Source organism: Immundisolibacter sp., from assembly GCF_050250495.1.
In the GTDB taxonomy this organism is placed as follows: domain Bacteria; phylum Pseudomonadota; class Gammaproteobacteria; order Immundisolibacterales; family Immundisolibacteraceae; genus Immundisolibacter.
Window position 1 is genome coordinate 1 of sequence record NZ_JBFWOM010000030.1, and the last position, 1,150, is coordinate 1,150.

Here is a 1,150-nt window from a genome sequence, read left to right on the forward strand (position 1 = left end):
AGGGCCGGCGCAGTCATGTCGGGCGGCAGGCTGTCCAGTATGGTCTTGGCCGCGTCCACCTGCGCCGCCGAGAGCACCGGCGCTGGGGCCGGGACTGGTGCGGGGGGCGGTGCCGGCGGGTCACCCGGCGCAGGCGCGGGCAGCACCGGGGTGACGGCGGGCGGGGCGAGGACCGGCACCAGCCCGCACGACAGGTCCGTGGCAAGCAAGGTGCGGATGGCGTCCACCGCCGCCAGCAGGGGCGTCAGTGCACCCGCGAGCCCTTCCTTTACCTGCGCGCCAAGACCGGCAAGCGCACCGCCGATGGGATCCGCGCCGCCGCCGAGCGCGCCCTGAAGCTGCGGCACCAGACCGGCGAGACCAGCGGTGAGGTCGCCGGCAAGGTCCAGCTGCGGCAGCGGCAGCGCATCCAACTGCCCGAGCAGCGCCGTGAAATCGCCCGGGGGTTCGCTCATCACGCCGCGCAGCGTGTTGCCGATATCGGCGAACTGACCGGCCGCGCCGGCCAGGTCCACGCTCAGGCTGCCGCCGGAAGTGAGGCTGCCAAGCTGTTCGAGCAGCGTCGCCACCGTCAGGATCCCAGCAGTCCGGAAAGCGAATTGCCAACTTCACCCAGCGTGCCGACGGCGCCTTTCACCTCATCCAGCGCGCCGGATAGCGGCTTGGTCGGATCGGACAGGTCCGGCACGTTGCCAAGCGCGGCCAGCGCATCCAGCGCGCCCAGCGCCGAATCCAGCATGCCGGCAGCAGCATCGAGCAGGCCGGTATCGATGCCACCCAGCAGGTCCGGCGGCGGCGGAGGTGGCGGGCATTCCACCAGCCACATCGCGTAATCCACCTGGTCCGGCGCGCTCGCCGCCGCCTGCACGTGCAGGCGCTCGATCAGCACGTACTGCAGGTCGATGCCGGTGGCGATGTCTGACACGAACGTGAGCGGCTCGGCGGCGAGGTACTTCTCGCGCGCGCTGGCCAGGAATTCGCTTCCGGCATCGGCGCCGTAGAGCGAGCCCTCCACCACCACGCGCGTCGGGCCGCGGCCGAGATCCTGAAACAGGCTGCCGGCACGGCCGGGGATTTCCAGCTCCGCGAGCTGGCGCTGCTCCAGCGTTTCGAGCCGCGTGACGCGCGGCAGCGTGTAGTCGCCGAGCAT

Annotated in this window: 1 protein-coding gene and 1 pseudogene; both read right to left on the bottom strand. The window is 71.7% G+C overall.

The features are described 5' to 3' along the window. Nucleotides 1-569, bottom strand: a pseudogene (locus AB7F93_RS13235) (hypothetical protein); the annotation flags it as partial. Between the two features lie 2 nt (nt 570-571). Further along, the coding region (locus AB7F93_RS13240) for a hypothetical protein (protein ID WP_428303381.1) at nt 572-1,150 on the bottom strand (579 nt) is incomplete at its 5' end.